Origin of the sequence: Rhizobium sp. BK008, assembly GCF_014197345.1 — a bacterium.
Lineage (GTDB): Bacteria > Pseudomonadota > Alphaproteobacteria > Rhizobiales > Rhizobiaceae > Rhizobium > Rhizobium anhuiense.
The window spans coordinates 1,207,549-1,223,005 of the sequence record NZ_JACIFK010000001.1; the positions used below are offsets into that span (position 1 = coordinate 1,207,549).

At 61.3% G+C, this 15,457-nt stretch carries 13 protein-coding genes, 1 pseudogene and 1 riboswitch; of the genes and pseudogenes, 7 read left to right on the top strand and 7 right to left on the bottom strand.

The window, feature by feature from the left end; genetic code table 11:
* Positions 1-119 precede the first annotated feature (119 nt).
* A complete protein-coding gene (locus FHT69_RS05870; RefSeq protein ID WP_168333223.1) occupies positions 120-1,493 on the top strand; it encodes a class II 3-deoxy-7-phosphoheptulonate synthase in 1,374 nt (457 codons plus the stop codon).
* A 74-nt stretch (positions 1,494-1,567) separates the two neighbouring features.
* Here FHT69_RS05870 and FHT69_RS05875 read toward each other — a convergent pair whose 3' ends face one another.
* Positions 1,568-3,406: an ABC transporter ATP-binding protein gene (locus FHT69_RS05875; protein ID WP_183905081.1), complete on the bottom strand. Its 1,839-nt coding sequence runs from the start codon at positions 3,404-3,406 to the stop codon at positions 1,568-1,570.
* A gap of 295 nt (positions 3,407-3,701) precedes the next feature.
* Between FHT69_RS05875 and FHT69_RS05880 the strand changes: the two genes are divergently transcribed.
* Both FHT69_RS05880 and FHT69_RS05885 read left to right on the top strand, forming a co-directional pair.
* Entirely contained in the window at positions 3,702-4,124 is a 423-nt protein-coding gene (locus FHT69_RS05880) for a GFA family protein (protein ID WP_047610093.1), read from the top strand.
* A gap of 101 nt (positions 4,125-4,225) precedes the next feature.
* Positions 4,226-4,874, top strand: a pseudogene (locus FHT69_RS05885) (VOC family protein).
* A gap of 22 nt (positions 4,875-4,896) precedes the next feature.
* Here the strand turns inward: FHT69_RS05885 and FHT69_RS05890 are convergent.
* Positions 4,897-5,427, bottom strand: a complete 531-nt coding sequence (locus FHT69_RS05890) for a DUF1003 domain-containing protein (protein ID WP_028758558.1) — start codon at positions 5,425-5,427, stop codon at positions 4,897-4,899.
* A 192-nt stretch (positions 5,428-5,619) separates the two neighbouring features.
* Between FHT69_RS05890 and FHT69_RS05895 the strand changes: the two genes are divergently transcribed.
* Positions 5,620-7,299 (top strand): NAD+ synthase, encoded by a 1,680-nt coding sequence (locus FHT69_RS05895; RefSeq protein ID WP_183905082.1) that lies wholly within the window; start codon positions 5,620-5,622, stop codon positions 7,297-7,299.
* Here FHT69_RS05895 and FHT69_RS34515 read toward each other — a convergent pair.
* A complete protein-coding gene (locus FHT69_RS34515; RefSeq protein WP_281414266.1) occupies positions 7,286-7,417 on the bottom strand; it encodes a hypothetical protein in 132 nt (43 codons plus the stop codon). The two genes, FHT69_RS05895 and FHT69_RS34515, sit on opposite strands and share 14 nt — an antisense overlap.
* Between FHT69_RS34515 and FHT69_RS05900 the strand changes: the two genes are divergently transcribed.
* Positions 7,416-8,243 (top strand): TolB family protein, encoded by an 828-nt coding sequence (locus tag FHT69_RS05900; protein ID WP_183905083.1) that lies wholly within the window; start codon positions 7,416-7,418, stop codon positions 8,241-8,243. The genes FHT69_RS34515 and FHT69_RS05900 overlap by 2 nt on opposite strands.
* On the opposite strand, the gene FHT69_RS05905 is transcribed toward FHT69_RS05900, so the two are convergent.
* The gene (locus tag FHT69_RS05905; RefSeq protein ID WP_183905084.1) at positions 8,240-9,304 is read right to left on the bottom strand and encodes a 3-deoxy-7-phosphoheptulonate synthase; all 1,065 of its coding nucleotides are present in this window, start codon (positions 9,302-9,304) and stop codon (positions 8,240-8,242) included. The genes FHT69_RS05900 and FHT69_RS05905 overlap by 4 nt on opposite strands.
* Positions 9,305-9,610: 306 nt before the next feature.
* Between FHT69_RS05905 and FHT69_RS34095 the strand changes: the two genes are divergently transcribed.
* Entirely contained in the window at positions 9,611-9,922 is a 312-nt protein-coding gene (locus tag FHT69_RS34095; RefSeq protein ID WP_183905085.1) for a putative quinol monooxygenase, read from the top strand.
* A gap of 268 nt (positions 9,923-10,190) precedes the next feature.
* Here the strand turns inward: FHT69_RS34095 and FHT69_RS05915 are convergent, their stop codons facing one another.
* From FHT69_RS05915 to FHT69_RS05925, 3 genes are all read right to left on the bottom strand, one after another.
* Complete coding sequence (locus FHT69_RS05915) at positions 10,191-10,772, bottom strand: hypothetical protein (RefSeq protein ID WP_168333228.1); 582 nt, start codon at positions 10,770-10,772, stop codon at positions 10,191-10,193.
* A gap of 60 nt (positions 10,773-10,832) precedes the next feature.
* Positions 10,833-12,707, bottom strand: coding sequence for a methyl-accepting chemotaxis protein (locus tag FHT69_RS05920; protein ID WP_183905086.1), 1,875 nt, complete (start codon positions 12,705-12,707; stop codon positions 10,833-10,835).
* Positions 12,708-12,938: 231 nt separating this feature from the next.
* Complete coding sequence (locus FHT69_RS05925) at positions 12,939-14,342, bottom strand: DHA2 family efflux MFS transporter permease subunit (protein WP_183905374.1); 1,404 nt, start codon at positions 14,340-14,342, stop codon at positions 12,939-12,941.
* 196 nt (positions 14,343-14,538) lie between these two features.
* Positions 14,539-14,727, top strand: a riboswitch (cobalamin riboswitch).
* A 40-nt stretch (positions 14,728-14,767) separates the two neighbouring features.
* Between FHT69_RS05925 and bluB the strand changes: the two genes are divergently transcribed.
* On the top strand, positions 14,768-15,457 hold the full coding sequence (bluB, locus tag FHT69_RS05930) for a 5,6-dimethylbenzimidazole synthase (protein WP_028758681.1): 690 nt from the start codon (positions 14,768-14,770) through the stop codon (positions 15,455-15,457).

Below are 15,457 nucleotides of genomic sequence, written 5' to 3' on the forward strand. Positions count from 1 at the left end.
GGCGGCGGCGGCGAGGCGACAACTGTCGGCGAATGGTCTTTGCAAGACTGACCTAAAGGTCTATAAGCCGCCGCATATTGAGGGCATCCTAAGGTATGGATGTGAGTGAGGTGAGTGAGATGGCAGAGAATTGGACCCCGAGCAGCTGGCGGCAGAAACCGATCCTGCAGGTTCCCGAATATCCCGACGCAGCCGCTTTGGCGGCAACGGAGGCCCAGCTCGCCAGCTATCCGCCGCTCGTCTTTGCCGGCGAGGCGCGCCGCCTGAAGAAGCATCTCGCCAATGTTGCCGAAGGCAACGGCTTCCTGCTGCAGGGTGGCGACTGTGCGGAGAGCTTCGCCGAACACGGCGCCGACAATATCCGCGACTTCTTCCGCGCCTTTCTGCAGATGGCTGTCGTGCTGACCTTCGGCGCGCAGCTGCCGGTGGTCAAGGTCGGCCGCATCGCCGGCCAGTTCGCCAAGCCGCGTTCCTCGAATGTCGAGAAGCAGGGCGACGTAACCTTGCCGGCCTATCGAGGTGACATCATCAACGGCATCGAGTTCACCGAGGAGTCGCGCATTCCGAACCCGGAGCGCCAGGCCATGGCCTACCGGCAGTCGGCTGCGACGCTGAACCTTCTGCGCGCCTTCGCGATGGGCGGCTACGCCAATCTCGAAAACGTGCATCAGTGGATGCTCGGCTTCGTCAAGGACAGCCCGCAGGGCGAGCGCTACCGCAAGCTTGCCGACCGCATCAGCGAAACCATGGATTTCATGAAGGCGATCGGCATCACCTCGGAAAACCAGCCGGCGCTGCGCGAAACCGATTTCTTCACCAGCCACGAGGCGCTGCTGCTCGGTTACGAGGAGGCGCTGACCCGCGTCGATTCCACCTCGGGCGACTGGTATGCAACGTCGGGCCACATGATCTGGATCGGTGACCGCACGCGCCAGGCCGACCATGCGCATGTCGAATATTGCCGCGGCATCAAGAACCCGATCGGTCTGAAATGCGGTCCGTCACTGCAGGCCGACGATCTGTTGCAGCTGATCGATATTCTAAATCCGGCTAATGAAGCCGGGCGCCTGACGCTGATTTGCCGCTTCGGCCACGAAAAGGTTGCCGAGAGCCTGCCGAAGCTTATCCGCGCCGTCGAGCGCGAAGGCCGCAAGGTCGTCTGGTCCTGCGACCCGATGCACGGCAATACGATCACGCTCAACAACTACAAGACCCGGCCCTTCGAGCGGATCCTGTCGGAAGTCGAAAGCTTCTTCCAGATCCACCGCGCCGAAGGCTCGCATCCCGGCGGCATCCATGTCGAGATGACCGGGAAGGACGTGACCGAGTGCACCGGCGGCGCCCGCGCCGTCACGGCCGAAGATCTGCAGGATCGCTACCACACCCATTGCGACCCGCGTCTCAACTCCGACCAGGCGCTCGAGCTCGCCTTCCTGCTTGCCGAGCGCATGAAGGGCGGCCGCGACGAGAAGCGCCTGGTTGCCAACGGCTGATATCAGCCCGAAACGGATGAAGAAAAGCCCGGCCGATGCCGGGCTTTTTTATTGCTGTGCTTACGGATGGCGGCTCAGATGCTGGCCTGGATACTGTGCAGGCCGGCATAGACGCCGCCTTGCGCCATCAAGTCGTCATGGGTGCCCTGTTCGACGATGCCGTCAGCCGTCAGGACCAGGATGCGGTCTGCATGGCGGACGGTTGAAAGACGATGGGCGATGACCAGGGTGGTTCGACCATTTGCCAGGCTGAGCAGCGCCTGCTGCACCGCCCGTTCGCTCTCGTTGTCGAGCGCGCTGGTCGCCTCGTCGAAGATCAGTATCTCCGGATCTTTGAGGAAGGCGCGGGCGATGGTAATGCGCTGGCGCTGGCCGCCCGAGAGCTTGACGCCGCGTTGGCCGATATCGGTGTCGTAGCCTTGGGGCAGGGCCATGATGAAGTCGTGCGCATTGGCGGCGCGCGCCGCCGCCTCTAGTTCGGCGTCGGTGGCGTCGGGCCGGCCGTAACGCAGGTTTTCCGCCACGGTACCGGCAAAGAGGTAGACATCCTGCTGCACCACGCCGACATGGCGGCGGAGCGAGGCCAGCGTCACCTCGCGGATATCGGTGCCGTCGATGCGGATCGCCCCGGCCTCGACATCGTAGAAGCGTGGTATGAGCGCACAAAGCGTGCTCTTGCCGACCCCCGAGGGGCCGACCAGGGCAACGAACTCTCCGGGCGCGATGGTCAGCGACAGCCGTTCGAGGACGCGCGGACCATCGGACTCGTAGCCGAAGGCAACATCGGAAAAGCTGATCTCGCCCTCTGGCGCCGCCATTGGACGGGCGGCCGGCTGATCCGTGATATCGGGGGCGATCTCCAGGATCTCCATGGCCCTGATGAAGCCGGTGTAACCCTCCTGCCAGAGGCGTACGAAATTGGCGAGCCGCTGCACCGGATCGACCAGCACAGCGACGCAGAGCAGGAAGGTCAGCATATCGGGAACGGTCAGCTCCGCCGCCAAAATGCGCAGGCCGCCGACGATGATCACCAATATGGTAATGAGCTGGGCGAAGGTTTCGGTGCCGACCGAGAACCAGGCCTCGCTGCGGTAGCCTTCGGCGCGGCTTTGCAGGAAGCGCCGGTTCTGCTCGGCGAAGCGTTCGCGCTCCAGCGCCTCGTTGGCGAAGGACTGGACAACGCGGATGCCGGCGAGGGCATCCTCGACGCGCTCGTTGACGGCGGCGATCTGCCGTTTGCTGGCCTCGAGCGCGCGGTTCATGCGCCGGTTGAAATAGAGCGCATAGGCCACCGCCACCGGAGTGAGCAGCAGGATGATGCCTGCCAATGGCGGATCGATGAAGAACAACACCAGCATGGCCCCGCCATATTTGAGCACGGCGATGGAAAGATCCTCAGGACCATGGTGAAAGAGTTCGCCCAGCCACAGGCTATCATTGGTGATGCGGCTCATCAGCTGACCGGTGCGCTGGCGGTCGTAAAAGCTGAACGAGAGCTTCTGGCAATGCTCGAACAGTTCCTGTCGCACCGTGGCCTCGATGCGGGCGCCCATGACGTGGCCGCGATAGTCGACGAAGAAGATCGCAGCGATCTGGACCGCCAGAACCGCCAGCATGATGCCGCCCATCGCCAGGATCTGTGCGAAGGCCTGCGGTGCCTCGGGCAGAGCCAGAAGCCTGCTGGTGACGATGTTGGCGCAGAGCGGCAAGGCGACAGCGGTGCCGGCGACGAGGATGGCGCAAAGCAGATCCGCGAGCAGCAAAGGCAGATGCGGACGGTAGTAAGAGAGGAATTTGCGCATGCGCGACCAACGCCGGCCGCGGTCGGCGGCACTGGAATCGTCACGGAAAAGGTTCAGGAAGGAGTTATGGCGTCGCGAGCTTTTCCTCGCGCGAGAGAACGAAATATTCATGAAGCTGAATGTCCTTGTGGGGGATTTTTCCTTTCTGTTTGGACAGGGTCGCTCTCATGTCAGTCTCCCGGGGGTCGAGTGAATTGGACCTTAAGTATCGCCGACAACAGCCGGCGATTCAATGCCGGGATGAGATGAGGTTGGCGGCTGTTGTCGTCGAGCAACAGGTGCTCGAGCCGACCAAGCATGCATAAGGCCAGCGATTTTCAAGATTTCTGATGATTTCGTTGAACGGAATGGATTTGACGCCGGGGGCGATCGCCGGCAACGTTCCGTCATAAACGGGAGAGCGATCATGACCGGACGGCATACAGGCGGCTGCCTCTGCGGCGCCGTGCGATTTTCAACGACGGCGAGGCCAGGACCAGTCGTTGGCTGCCATTGCTCGCAGTGCCGCCGGCAGACGGGATTTTATTACGCCGCGGTCAATGTGGCCCGCGCGGCTCTTTCGGTCGATGGCACTGAGGCGGTCCGTTGGTACCGGTCGAGTGACGAGGCGCAGCGCGGCTTCTGCTCGAATTGCGGCTCCGCGCTGTTCTGGCAGGCGGACGGATCGGCGGAGATTTCGGTGATGGCCGGCGCCTTCGACGCGCCGAGCGGCCTGACCTTCGGCCATCATATCTACTGTGCCGACAAGGGCGATTTCTACGAGATATCGGACGGCCTGCCGCAATACGCCGTGAATCCCCCATCGTCATCCTCGCCGGCCCGTGATTGACAAAGGTTGATCGCCGAGGCTAGGTTTACCCTGCTGCGTAGGGCGCTTCGTCGAATGTCGAAAGGGCAATGCCCGCCTACAATGTATCAACAGTTGCGCCCATGCCGAATCTCGAAAACCTGCAAAAAGCAGGCCAAGCAGTATTTGCGATGGCACAGCGAAAGATACTATCCTGTTGCAGCCGAGATCAGAGCTGCGTTGCCGCGCTTCCGTCATCTCGATGACAGCCAGGTGCTGGAGGCGCGCTTCAAGCTTAGCGACGCGCAGGACCTGATTGCACGTCAAATGGGTTTCGAGGGATGGCAGGCGCTCAAGACAGGAGCCGCAGCCATGACAGATCCGAAAAAACAGCCAGCACCACAAGCCATCCTGAGTTCGCTATCCGCGCAGTTGTTCGTCACCGATATCAAAGCGTCGTGCGAATTCTTCACCGGCAAACTCGGCTTCAGGGTCGACTTCGTCTATGGCGACCCGCCGTTTTACGGACAGGTCATCCGCGACAATGCTCAACTCGCTCTGAGGCTGGTATGCGAGCCCGTGTTCGTCGGCGATATCAGGCAACGGGAGCATCTGCTTTCAGCCTCGATTACCGTCGGTACATCAGACGAGATCAAGCGCCTGTTCCTGGATTTCCAGGCCGCAGGCGTATCCTTCCATCAGCCCCTCAGGAAGGAGCCGTGGGGCGCCAGAAACTTCATCGTGCTGGATCCGGACGGAAATCTCATCCTGTTTGCCGGTCCGGGCGGCTGATCATTGCGCAATAAGCGCTGCCTCAGCTTCTGGCGGAAAGTTCGGCGCTGAGGCGGGCCACATCCTCGCGCAGCGCCGTCAGCTCGGTCAGCACGCTCATATCGATCTTCTGGTGCAGGGAGAGCACTTCGAGCTCGGCCTTGAGATTGACCTCATAATCCTTGGCGGCCTCGAAGCGGTCGCGCTCGGCCTGCCGGTTCTGCGACATCATGATGATCGGCGCCTGGATGGCGGCGATCATCGACAGGATCAGATTCAGAAAAATGAAGGGGTATGGGTCGAAGGGATTCGCCACCAGACCGATGGTGTTCAACAGTGTCCAGACGGCGAGAAAGGCGAGGAAGGCGAGTATGAAGGACCACGAGCCGCCGACGCGGGCAATGCCATCGGCGATACGCTCGCCGAAGGATGACTCGGCGGATAGAGCGGCATTGACGTCGGTCGAGATGATCTTGCGCGCGTGCGTTTTCGCCAGCACGCGCTTTTCGATATCGCCGAGTTCATCGGCCGGTTTGTCGAAATGATGGTGCACGAAATTCGAAAGGTTAGACATTGCCTGTTTCCGATGCCGGTTATCGATGCGGTCGCTTTCGGCGCCAGTATTCCGCTCCGGAGGCAAATTGCAATGCGTATCGGTGCCGCGCGGAGCCACGCGTGATCCGTTCATAAAAATTTCGTCGTCGCGAGGTGCCGCTTTCGGCCCGAACGTGTTGCGGTCGTGAAAGGTGCAGGCTAAATAAATGACATGACACAGGAAAACGCCCTTTCTGATATGTTCCGCATCGCCATCGGCCAGCTCAACCCAACGGTCGGCGATGTCGCCGGCAATCTTGCCAAGGCGCGCGAGGCGCGCGCCGATGCTGCCCGCGAGGGCGCGCATCTGCTCGTCCTGACTGAGCTTTTCATCTCCGGTTATCCGCCGGAAGACCTGGTGCTGAAGCCCGCCTTCATCCGCGCCTGCTGGAAAGCGGTCGAGAGCCTGGCGGCCGATACCGCCGATGGCGGGCCGGGCGTCCTCATCGGCTTTCCCCGGCAGGACGAGACCGGGCGTTACAATTCAGTCGCCGTGCTCGACGGCGGCAAGGTGATTGCGGTGCGCGACAAGATCGACCTGCCGAATTACGGCGAGTTCGACGAGAAACGCGTGTTCGACCAGGGCGCCATGCCGGGTCCGGTGAATTTCCGCGGCGTGCGCATCGGCATTCCAATCTGCGAGGATATCTGGGGCGATCTCGGCGTCTGCGAGACGCTGGCCGAAAGCGGGGCAGAGATCCTGCTGTCGCCGAACGGTTCGCCCTATTATCGCGGCAAGGTGGATATCCGTCACCAGGTGGTGCTGAAGCAGGTGATCGAAACCGGCCTGCCGCTGATCTATGCCGCCCAGCTCGGCGGCCAGGACGAGCTGGTTTTCGATGGAGCAAGCTTCGCCTTCAATGCCGACAAGTCGCTCGCCTTTCAGATGAGCCAGTTTGATATCGCACTGGCGGTGACGACGTGGAAGCGCGGCGAAAGTGGTTGGCATTGCGCCGAAGGGCCGATGGCGCACATTCCCGAGCGCGAGGAGGCCGATTACCGCGCCTGCCTGCTCGGTTTTCGCGACTACGTCAACAAGAACGGCTTCAAGACTGTCGTGCTCGGCCTTTCCGGCGGCATCGATTCTGCGATCTGCGCGGCGATTGCCGTCGATGCGCTCGGCGAAGAACGGGTGCGCACCGTCATGCTGCCCTATCGCTATACTTCCGAGGATTCGCTGAAGGATGCGGCCGACTGCGCCAGGGCGCTCGGCTGCCGCTACGATATCGTGCCGATCGAGCAGCCGGTGACGGGCTTCAGCAGCGCGCTCGCCAGCCTTTTCGAAGGCACGGACAGCGGCATCACCGAAGAGAACCTGCAGAGCCGGGCGCGCGGCGTCATCCTGATGGCGATCTCCAACAAATTCGGCTCGATGGTGGTGACGACTGGTAATAAGTCGGAAATGTCGGTCGGTTATGCGACACTCTACGGTGACATGAACGGCGGCTTCAACCCGATCAAGGACCTCTACAAGATGCAGGTCTATGCGCTTTCTCGCTGGCGCAACGAAAACGTGCCGCCGGGTGCGCTGGGACCGTCGGGCGAGGTGATTCCGCAGAATATCATCGACAAGGCGCCGTCGGCCGAACTGCGTCCTGATCAGAAAGACCAGGATTCGCTGCCGCCCTATCCCGTGCTCGACGATATTCTCGAATGCCTGGTGGAGAAGGAGATGGCGGTCGAAGAGATCGTCGCGCGCGCCCATGACGTGGCGACCGTCCACCGGGTCGAGCACTTGCTCTATCTCGCCGAATACAAGCGCCGGCAATCGGCGCCTGGCGTCAAGATCACCAAGAAGAATTTCGGCCGCGACCGGCGCTATCCCATCACCAATCGTTTCAGGGACCGCTGACGCAATCGGGACCGCTGACGCAATCGGGACCGCTGACGCAATCGGGATCGCTGACGCAATCGAGATCGCTGGCGCAATCGAGATTGCTGACGTCACTACGTTTTTCGGGAGGAAACATGCGCAGCTCGGTTGAGATCTACAATGTCAGGACCGGCAGGGCCCGTGAGGTCTGGCAGACGGACAGACTGGTGGAGGCGCCGAATTTCTCGCCCGACGGTTCCTACCTGCTGCTGAACGGCGACGGGCTACTCTACCGGCTGCCGCTCGATGGCGGCGAGGTGGTTAAGGTCGATACCGGCTTTGCCGTCAACTGCAACAATGATCATGGCATTTCGCCCGACGGCACCGAGATCGTCATCTCCGACAAGACCGAATTCGGCAAGTCGGCGATCTACATCCTGCCGATCGAAGGCGGCACTCCGCGGCTCGTCACGCAAAATCTGCCATCCTACTGGCACGGCTGGTCGCCGGATGGTCGTCAGCTTGCCTATTGCGGCATCCGCGACGACGTCTTCGATATCTACACGATTTCCGTCGACGGTGGCGCCGAGACGCGGTTGACGCATGGTGAGGGCCGCAACGACGGACCGGACTATTCGGCCGATGGGCAATGGATCTATTTCAATTCCAGCCGTACCGGGCTGATGCAGATCTGGCGCATCCATCCCGATGGCACGGGTCTCCACCAGGTGACATCGGACAATCAGGGTAACTGGTTCGCCCATCCGTCGCCTAAGAACGACCAGGTGCTGATCCTGTCCTACGACCCTTCGGTGTTCGACCATCCGCGCGATCTCGATGTACGGCTGCGGCTGATGGACATGGATGGCGGCAATCTGAAGACGTTGTTCGAGCTTTTCGGCGGGCAGGGCACGATCAACGTGCCCTGCTGGTCTCCTGATGGCGAGGAATTCGCCTATGTCCGGTACTTTCCGGTAGGTTAGGCCGCCGCTGCCTTGCGACGATCGCGTGCCGATTTCGCCAGGTCTTCGAGCACCGCGACCGACATATCCCAATCGATGCAGCCATCGGTGATCGACTGACCGTAGACCAGCGGCTTGCCGGGCACGAGATCCTGGCGGCCTGCGACGAGGTTGCTTTCGATCATCATGCCCTTGATGTGGCGGTTTCCGGCAGCGATCTGTGCGGCTACGGATTTGACGACGCGCGGCTGGTTCATCGGATCCTTGCTGCTGTTGGCATGGCTGGCATCGATGAGGATGCGCGGGGCCACGGCGAGCTTGACGGCTTCGGCGGTGACAGCTTCGACGTCGGCCGCCTCATAGTTGGGCCGCTTGCCGCCGCGCAGGATGATGTGGCAGTCCTCATTGCCCGTCGTAGAAGCGATCGCTGCCTGTCCGTCCTTCGTCACGGCCGGGAAGTGGTGCGGTTGCGAGGCGGCGAGGATCGCGTCGAGCGCCACGCGCGCTCCGCCGTCGGTGCCGTTCTTGAAGCCGATTGGGCAGGAGAGGCCGGAGGCAAGCTGCCGGTGGATCTGGCTTTCGGTCGTGCGCGCGCCGATCGCGCCCCAGCTGACGAGGTCGGCGATGTATTGCGGCGTAATCGTGTCGAGGAATTCGACGCCGGCCGGAAGACCCATGGCATTGATATCGAGCAGCAGGCGTCGTGCAATCCTCAACCCTTCCTCGATGCGGTAGCTGCCGTCGAGGTGCGGGTCGTTTATCAGACCCTTCCAGCCGACGGTCGTACGGGGCTTTTCGAAATAGACGCGCATGACGATCTCGAGATCACCGGCAAAGCGCCGCCGCTGTTCTTCCAGCCGCGCGGCGTACTCCCTGGCGGCAACCGGGTCATGGATGGAGCAGGGGCCGATTACGGCGATCAGGCGATCATCCTCGCCCCGGAGAATCCTGTGGATGGCATCACGGTTGCTGGTCACGGTGTCGGTGACGGCAGCATCGCGGCGAATTTCCGCGAGGATATCGGTGGGTTTGGTGAGGGGCGTGATCTCGAGGATACGAAGATCATCAATGGCATCAGACACGGTATGGCTCCTGTTTGGTCATACCGTGCGGAACAAAAAAGCCGCCAGGTAGACTAGCGGCTGTTCGGGTTGTCGTCGCGTCGAATTCAGTTACGCATAGACCCGCATCCGCTGTGAGTAGCGGTACCAATAAAATCGCGAGGCGTTGACTGACGTGATCGACATGCGGCGTGTTTAGCGCCAAGGCCGCGCGTTGTCACGTAGAATTTGCTGCTTGGAAGCTGGCGTTGGGAGGTTGTATGGGACTTTGCCGTCATTCGGCGCCGTGCAATAAAGGCCGGTAAGTCAAGGAAGCGCGGTGATGAAGTGAATCAGAGCAGTACTCCGGACGATAAGACGGGCAAAGTCCGCCTTTCGGGACAACTAATTTGTACGTCTTTGGACGAGGTTGATATTGTCCAGAAATATCTTCCCGAACACATCCGGTTAACCAGGTCAGAGCCAGGTTGCCTTTCATTTGACGTTAGGCAAACCGAAGACCCTATGATCTGGGATGTTGAAGAACGCTTTACTGACAGGCTTGCGTTTGAGGCGCATCAAATCCGCACAAAAGGTTCTGCATGGGGAGCCGCGACCAGCGCCATCCGCCGCGAATACGAAATCTCCGCAGATTCTTAGAGCTAACTTACGTCCGCTTCGAGCTCTTCACATTATTCAATTGACCATCCCTTCAATGGCACTCAAGGGACGCCCAATGTTTGAGGCGTTGCGCTGCAAACGGCATCGCCAAGGTACCGGGCATGTCGACGGTCTTGAAGATGGAAGCACGTTGCACACGATCTCATCCAAGCGACGTGGCTGAGACTTTGTTTGTGCCTGTCGCCCTAATTATGCCTCCGGGCGACAGGCCACTCTGCTATTGTTTTAGAAGACGCAGTTTCCCAGATCAGAGGGCGTCGACGTTCACGCCGACGGTGATGGCGCCGATCGGTGTTCCCTTGTCGTCTGAAATCGTCACGCTGGCTTGCGACTGCAGCGTCTGGGTCGATTCATCCTTTTCGATCTCATCGACGAAGACGGCATCCTTGCCGGCGCCGAAGGACTTCTGGAACTTGCCTTCGTCGCCCTGCCAGTAATCTGACGTGACGTCGCTCTGGCCGACATTCAGGCCCTTTGCATCCATGACAAAGATCTCGGTGATCTTGCCGCCGGAGGCCTCCTTCTTCGCCTGAAGGAATTTCGACAGCGCATTGTTGAGCACGCCGTCGATCATCGAGTGGTCGGAACCATCGACTTCGGCGCGCCACTTCTTGTCGAGGGTGTCGATATCGGCTGCACTCAGGTTGGCGTTGGCAGCGTCCTGCGCCTTGACAGCCTCGATGATCGCGGGGTCGTTCAGCCAGGGCGTTACGTCGCTCTTCACGTAGTCGAAGATCGGGGCAAGCTTCGCATCCTCAGCCATGGATAGGTCCATGGGCACGGCAAATGCGGTGCAGGCCAAAAGAAATGCGGGCACGAGTTTCTTCATAACTGTTTCCTTCCTGATTATAGGTTGCTGAGAACTAAGGCTTATCGGACGAAGGCGGTGTCAGAACTCTTCCCAGGCGCCGGGAGCGGCGGCAACGGCGGCATTGCCTGCATGACGCTGCACAAAGGCTCGGGGTTCGGGACGAGATTGGCGGGCGGGTTGAACGGGTTTGGTCTGGCTGGCCGCGGACGCGCCGACGACGAATCTGCCGGCCGAGTCCTGCAGTTGGCGTCCCTGCGACAGCAGTTCCTGGCAGGCCGCATTGGTTTCCTCGACCATTGCCGCGTTCTGTTGCGTCGCCTGATCCATCTGGTTGATCGCGCCATTGATTTCCTGCAGACCGGTCGCCTGTTCGCGGTAGGACTGGACGATGGAGGCGATACTGTCGCTGATGCGGTTGATCTGCTCCTCGATCTTCAAGAGAGCGTCGCCGGTTTCGTTCACCAATCCGACGCCTGCGGCAACCTCTTGGCCTGATACATTGATCAGGTTCTTGATTTCCTTGGCGGCATTTGCCGACCGCTGGGCGAGTTCACGCACCTCCTGCGCGACAACCGCAAAACCCTTACCGGCTTCGCCCGCACGCGCCGCCTCGACGCCGGCGTTCAGCGCCAGCAGGTTCGTCTGGAAGGCGATTTCGTCGATAACGCCGATAATGCGGCCGATCTGGCTCGACGAGGTCTGAATACGGTCCATCGCGCCGATGGCATCACGCACCACCGTCGCCGAGACGTGAGCGCTGTGCTTCGTCTCCTCGACCAGCTTCCCGGTATTTTCGGCGCGCTGCGACGATGTTCGGACGGTGGTGGTCATCTCATCCAATGCGGCAGCGGTCTGTTCCAATGATGCCGCCTGTTGCTCGGTCCGCTTGGCGAGTTGATCTGCGGAGGAGGCAAGCTCGCTCGAGCCGCCTTCAACCGCCACGGAGGCGGCCTTGATCTCCGTCAGTGCGGCGGCGACGGCCTCGACCATGTTGTTGAAATCCTGCCGCAACTTGTCGAATTCCGGACCGAGATCGGCCAGGTGTACGGAGAAGTCGCCTGCGGCGAGCTTTTCCAATGCATTTGCGAGAGCGGTCATGACCAGCCGCTGCGTGTTGCTGGCCTCTTCCGTGAATAATGCGTTGCGCGCCCGTTCGGCATCGAGCGAAGCGCTCTGCTCGGCAGCGGCCTGCTCCCTTTCGACCTTCGCAATCGCCTCGTGGCGGAAAACTTCCAACGCACGCGCCAGGAAGCCGATCTCGTCGCCATTTTCCTTGTAGGTGACGGGAGAGGCCAGGTCGCCTTTCTGCAAGGCGCTGATCCGTTCGCTGATGATCCGGATGGGCCGGCCAACGAGGCTGCGCATGGCAAGAAGGAAGGCGATGACGGCCAATGCGGTGATCGCGGACTGCGTGAGCAGCGAAACGAGAACCTTCTGCTTGACTTCAGAAGCGATTTTTTCGACGGACCAGTTGGTGACGATATAACCGGTGACCTTGCCTGACTTATCCAGTGGAAGCGGTGCGGTGATCGTCACCACGCCGGCAGATAACCCACCGTCATTGATGGTCGTCTTTTCAGGCTTTGCACTCAGGCCCTTCGCCAGATCGGCCGCTGCGGGCAGACCGTTGATGCCGTCGCGTGTCCAGGTGTCGACGGCGACAGCCTCCGCATTGAATGCGGCAAACTGCACGAGATCGAGCGAGGGATCGTCGCGGTAGAGCGAATAAGCCTCTCGAACGGCATTCGCCTTGCCCCATTTCACGCCGCCCGCCGCCAGAGAGGCAAACTGCTCCGCATCCTTGGACCAGTTCGCCTTGGCGCCATCGATCAGCGCTCGGGTTTCGTACATCCATGTGTAGGTAGCAAAGGCGGAAATGCCGCACAGATTGACGGCCACGATAATCGCCGCCAGCTTGGCTGTCAGAGGCATCGTTTTCAAAAATTGGAACATTCCGCGGGGGCCTAGAATTGCGGCTCAGTCGGACATGTTCCCGACCGGCGTATCAATACGGGCATCCACGCTGACGGTCACATCACGAGCGCTCATGCCCATGTCCTGATAGCGACCCAAAACGCGCAAACGCAGTGTGTATTTGATGTGTGAATAAATCATAAAGTAGAAAGGGATGCCGGAGCACACGCGTGTGATTTCGCTATCACGCCCGCTGGTGATCTGCCGCGATCAGCTGTTTTCCGCGATCGCCTCTTCGGGCTCCGTCTGCCGGTGTTTGCGGCGGCGCGTCGTCAGTTCCGCGCCGGCATCGCGCGGCAGCCGCAGGAAGGTGATGCAGGCGAGCGCCGAAATCGCCGAGACGCTGAAGAAGGCGACGTGGAAATCCGAGACCAGCAGCCGGCCGCCATGGAAGCTGCTCGAAATTTCGAGGATGCCGCCGGCGATCGCCACACCCATTGCCATGGAGATACGCTGGGCAACGGCATTGATCGCGGTTGCCTGGCTGCTGTCGGCGGCGGCGACATCGCCGAAGGCCATGGCGTTGACGCCCGAGAAAGCCATGGAGCGGAACAGGCCGCCGATCAGCAGGCAGGCCATGATCAGGAAAAGCGGGGTTTCGACGGTGAACAGGCCGTTGATGCCGAGGAAGATCGCCGCCAGCAAGGTGGTGATTGATATGACGGTGCGGAAGCCGAAGGCATTGAAGGTGCGCGAGGCGGCGAATTTCGAGCCCATGGAGCCGAGTGCGCTGACGAAGGTGACCGAGCCCGATTGCAGCGGCGTCAGGCCGAAGCCGAGCTGCAGCATCAGCGGCATCAGGAAGGGCAGCGCGCCGAGCCCCATGCGGAAATTCGAGGCGCCGAGGATCGCCGCCCGGAACATCGGGTAGCGGAACATCTTCGGATCGAGAAGCGGATAGGGTGCGCGGCGGGCATGCAGGAGGTAGAGGAGACCGGCAAGGATGCCGATCGCAACCGTGACATAACCGTAGATGACGGGCACGGCCGGCAGGCTGATCACCGAGACGCCGAAGACGAAGCCGGAGAAGCCGAGGCCGCACAGGAAGAAGCCCGGGAAATCCATCGGCCGCGGGCTGCGCGGCTCGACCGCCGGCAGGAAACGGGTGACGAGGATGATGCCGAGCACGCCGATTGGGACGTTGATCCAGAAGATCCAGTGCCAGGTGAGATAGGTGGTGAGGAAACCGCCGATCGGCGGCCCCATGATCGGGCCGATCAAGGCGGGAATGGTGAGCCAGGCCATGGCGTCGACGAGTTCGTGGCGCGGCGTCCCCCGGACCAAAAGCAAGCGGCTGACAGGCGTCATCATCGAGCCGCCGGCGCCCTGGATCAGCCGCGAGATGACAAAGGCCGTGATCGAGTTGGAGAAAGCGCAGGCGACCGAGCCGATCATGAAGACGAAGATCGCCATGCGGAAGATGTTGCGCGCACCGAACCGATCGGACATCCAGCCGCTGATCGGGATGAAGATCGCCAGTGCCACGAGATAGCTGGTGACGGCGAGCTTCAGCGCGATCGGCGAGGTGCCGATATCGGCTGCGATCGCCGGCAGGCTGGTGGCGATCACGGTCGAATCCATCTGTTCCATGAACAGGGCGACCGCAAGGATCATGGGCGTGAGGCGGGGCACGGGCAACCCGGATGCTGCGAGGGACTGTATCGTCCATACGCCTTCGGTGGTGATAAGGCCATAGAAACTATGGATGAAGGAGCTTGTCGAGCCGCTTCAAACCGACGCGGGAGGGTGCGTGGCTCAACGTGGTTCCCGACTGCGTCCTCGGGCCGGCTTGCCGTCGCCGCGCTTTCCTGAAATAGATGCGCCGTCAGGTGCCCGCCATCAACGCGGGAGAATCGGGAATCCGGTGCAAGGCCGGAACGTGCCCAACGCTGTAAGGCCGACGCTTGCCGCTTCATCTCGCCACTGGCTTCTCGCCGGGAAGGCTGCGGCAGACGGATGACGCCGAGTCAGAAGACCGGCCTGGCAAGATTGACCGATCCGCGCGGACGGCGGGCGGTTGCGTTGTTGGGGATTTGACGATGCGACCCTTTGATGAGGATGCCCTTTCGGCGGCGTCCGGTTTTTCCTTGGCCGAGCGCGAGGCCGTCTATCACGCGATCAAGACGCGGCGCGACGTTCGCAGCCAGTTCCTGCCCGATCCCTTGCCTGACGATGTTGTGGAGCGGCTGCTGACGGCCGCCCATCATGCGCCCTCCGTCGGCTTCATGCAGCCGTGGAATTTCATTCTGGTGAAAAGTGCCGCGGTCCGGGCGCGCGTCCAGGACGCCTTTGTGAAGGCCAATGAGGAGGCGGCGCTGATGTTTACCGGCGAGCGGCGACAGGCATACCGCTCCCTCAAGCTCGAAGGCATCACCGAGGCACCGCTCGGCATATGCGTGACCTGCGACCCCACCCGCAGCGGCAGCGTGGTGCTGGGGCGCACCCACAATCCCAGGATGGATAGCTATTCCACAGTCTGCGCCATCCAGAATCTCTGGCTTGCGGCGCGGGCGGAAGGGGTCGGCATCGGCTGGGTCAGCATTTTTCGCGAAGGCGATCTGAAAAGCATTCTCGGCATACCCGAGCATATCGAGGTGGTCGCCTGGCTCTGTGCCGGTTTCGTCGATCGGCTTTATGACGAGCCGGAACTCTCCGTCAAAGGCTGGCGGCAGCGTCTGCCGCTCCAAGAGCTCGTCTTCCATGACGGGTGGGGACGCAACGACCCGTAG